We start from the raw sequence: 2969 nt of genomic DNA, 5'->3' as shown, positions 1-2969 counted from the left end.
GAGGATGACCCGCTTGCCGGCGCCGACCAGCCGGTCGAGCAGCGCGGTGGTGCCGGGCTCGGAGCCGACCGAGACGTAGCAGCCGACGGTGGCTGCCCGTCGTACCTCGGCGGCGGCGAGCAGGTGGTCGGCGATCGCGCGTGCCGCTGCGCCCACCTCGGCCAGCGACCGGCGGCGCCGGGCGGTGCTCAGCTGGTCGCGCAGCGCGAGCTTGGCGAGCGTTGGACCATCGGCCGGGTTACCGGCTGGTTCCGGGACGGATTGCGGACTCGGCACGGGGCAAGCCTACGATCGGGGTATGGGCAGCGCCGGTTTGCAGATGGCACGCGCGAAGATGGTCGACGCGGGCGTCGACCCGGTCGCGATCGAGACGTTCGCGCACTACTACCGACTGCTGGAGCACGGTGAGACCGGGCTGATCGCCGAGTCGAGCATCGAGCCGGTCGACATCGAGGCGCTGGCGGACGTCGACGTCCCCGACGACGTGGCCTCCGAGGCGCTCCGGCGGACCGCGATCATCAAGCTCAACGGCGGCCTCGGCACGTCGATGGGGATGGATCGCGCCAAGTCGCTGCTCTGCGTGCGACGCGGCCTCTCCTTCCTCGACATCATCGCCCGCCAGGTGATGCACCTGCGCGAGAAGTACGACGCCCGCCTGCCGCTGCTCTTCATGAACAGCTTCCGCACCTCCGAGGACACCCTCGAGGCGCTCGCCCGCTACGAGAGCCTCCCGGTCGAGGGCCTGCCGCTGGAGTTCCTCCAGAACAAGGAGCCCAAGCTTCTCGCCAAGGACCTCACGCCGGCGAGCTACCCGAAGGACCCCGACCTCGAGTGGTGCCCGCCCGGCCACGGCGACGTCTACACCGCGCTGCGGGGCAGCGGCGTGCTCGCCCAGCTGATCGAGCAGGGCTTCCGCTACGTCTTCATCTCCAACTCCGACAACCTGGGCGCGGTGCCGGCGCCGGAGGTCGCGGGCTGGTTCGCGCAGAGCGGTGCTCCGTTCGCGATCGAGGCGGTCCGTCGTACCAACCAGGACAAGAAGGGCGGCCACTTCGCCCGCCGCAAGGCCGACGGTCGGCTGGTGCTGCGCGAGACCGCGCAGACGGCGAAGGAGGACCTCGCCGCGCTGGCCGATCTCGACCGGCACCGGTTCACCTCGACCAACAACATCTGGATCGACCTCGTCGCGTTGCGCGACACGCTCGACCAGCGCGACGGCGTGCTCGGCCTGCCGTTGATCCGCAACACCAAGACGCTCGACCCGAGTGACCCCAGCACCCCCGAGGTGATCCAGATCGAGACCGCGATGGGGGCGGCGATCGAGGTGTTCGAGAAGTCCGCGTTGATCGAGGTCGGCCGCGACCGGTTCGTCCCGGTGAAGACGACCAACGACCTGCTGATCCTGCGGTCCGACGTCTACGCGCTCGGAGCCGACTTCGTGCTCGACCTGGTCGCCGCCGACGTCCCCTACGTCGAGCTCGACCCGGCTCACTACAAGCTGGTCGGCGAGTTCGACAAGCGGTTCCCCGAGGGGGCGCCGTCGATGGCGAAGGCCTCGTCGCTGAAGATCGACGGCGACTGGACGTTCGGCCACGGCGTGGAGGTCGTCGGCGAGGTCGCGCTCGATGCCGCCACCGCGCAGCGGGTGCCTGCCGGAGAAGTGCTCTCCGGCTCCGAGGGCTGAGCGTGTGATCACGGTCGAGGGGCACCGCGACCGGGTCCTCGCCCTGGTGGCGCCCCTGGTGCCGGTGACGGTGCCGTTGGCGGACGCACCGGGACTGGTCAGCGCGGTCGACGTCGCGGCCGCGGTCGCGCTGCCGCGCTTCGACCACGCGGCGATGGACGGGTACGCCGTCCGCGCCGCCGATGTCGCGGCCGCCGAGCCGGACGCTCCGGTGGTGCTCCCGGTCGCAGGGGTGGTCGCCGCGGGTGACGCCGCGCAACCCTCCCTCGCTCCCGGTACCGCCTGGCGGATCATGACCGGCGCGCCGGTGCCTGCGGGCGCCGACTCCGTGGTGCCGTTCGAGTGGACCGATCGCGGCGTCGACCAGGTGTCCGTCGGACAGCCGGCCCCGGTGGCCCGGCACATCCGGCGCGCGGGGGAGGACGTCCGCGAGGGTGACGTCGCGGTGGCCGCCGGCACGCTGCTGGCGCCGCGCCACCTCGCCCTGCTCGCCGCGGTCGGGTCGACCTCGGTGGCGGTGCTCCCGGCGCCGCGGGTCGCGGTGATCGCGACCGGCCAGGAGCTCGCCGTACCCCAGGCGCTGGCGGACCACCCCTCCCACGTCCCCGACAGCAACACCGTCGCCCTGGTTGCGGCCGCGCACGCCGCCGGCGCGCGGGTCCGGTCGTTCGGCCCCGTGCCCGACGACCCGGCGAAACTGCTGGCCCGGCTGGCCGAGGCGGCGGAGGCTGCCGACCTGGTCGTCACCACGGGAGGCATCTCGGCCGGGGACCACGACGTGGTCAAGGCGGCGCTGCGCGAGCGCGACGACTTCTGGTNCGACGTGGTCAAGGCGGCGCTGCGCGAGCGCGACGACTTCTGGTTCGGCTCGGTCGCGGTCAAGCCCGGCCGGCCGCAGGGTCTCGGCGTCGTCACCGCCGGAGACGGACGTCGGGTGCCGGTGGTGTGCGTCCCCGGTACGCCGGTCGCCGCCTATGCCTCGTTCCGGCTCTTCGCGGAGCCCGCGATCCGTGCCCTCGCGGGGCGGTCGCAGCCCGCGGCGCGGGCCGTCCTCGACACGCCGGTCGAAGTGGCTGCCGACCGCACGCTGGTGCTGCCGGCCACCCACGTCGGTCCCGGCCGGGTCGCCCAGCTCGCCGGTCACGTCGGCCACTCGCAGCGGCTGCTGGCCGCGGCGGACGTGCTGCTCGTCGTACCCCCGGGTGCGGCGGCTCTGCCCGCCGGCGCCGAGGTCGAGATCCTCCCCCTCGGTTGAGGTCGTCCCGCCCGAGTGACCCGCTGGTCG

At 73.2% G+C, this 2969-nt stretch carries 3 protein-coding genes; 2 read left to right on the top strand and 1 reads right to left on the bottom strand.

The window, feature by feature from the left end; all coding sequences use genetic code 11:
• The coding region (locus H0488_RS22645; RefSeq protein WP_312856492.1) for a 5-formyltetrahydrofolate cyclo-ligase at positions 1-276 on the bottom strand (276 nt) is incomplete at its 3' end.
• A gap of 22 nt (positions 277-298) precedes the next feature.
• Here H0488_RS22645 and H0488_RS22640 point away from each other — a divergent pair.
• Together H0488_RS22640 and H0488_RS22635 are read left to right on the top strand one after the other, a co-directional pair.
• On the top strand, positions 299-1684 hold the full coding sequence (locus H0488_RS22640) for a UTP--glucose-1-phosphate uridylyltransferase (RefSeq protein WP_183101454.1): 1386 nt from the start codon (positions 299-301) through the stop codon (positions 1682-1684).
• Entirely contained in the window at positions 1626-2939 is a 1314-nt protein-coding gene (locus tag H0488_RS22635) for a molybdopterin molybdotransferase MoeA (RefSeq protein ID WP_183101453.1), read from the top strand. The genes H0488_RS22640 and H0488_RS22635 overlap by 59 nt, the downstream gene beginning before the upstream one ends.
• Positions 2940-2969 lie beyond the last annotated feature (30 nt).

It is taken from the genome of Nocardioides pelophilus (assembly GCF_014180685.1).
In the GTDB taxonomy this organism is placed as follows: Bacteria; Actinomycetota; Actinomycetes; order Propionibacteriales; family Nocardioidaceae; genus Nocardioides; species Nocardioides pelophilus.
The sequence above is the reverse complement of the archived record's forward strand: the minus strand, read 5'-3'. Positions and strand labels throughout refer to the sequence as shown.

Excerpts from the sequence above, each read along its gene's own strand:
- H0488_RS22640 (WP_183101454.1), top strand. The coding sequence starts at position 299 with ATGGGCAGCGCCGGTTTGCAGATGGCACGCGCGAAGATGGTCGACGCG.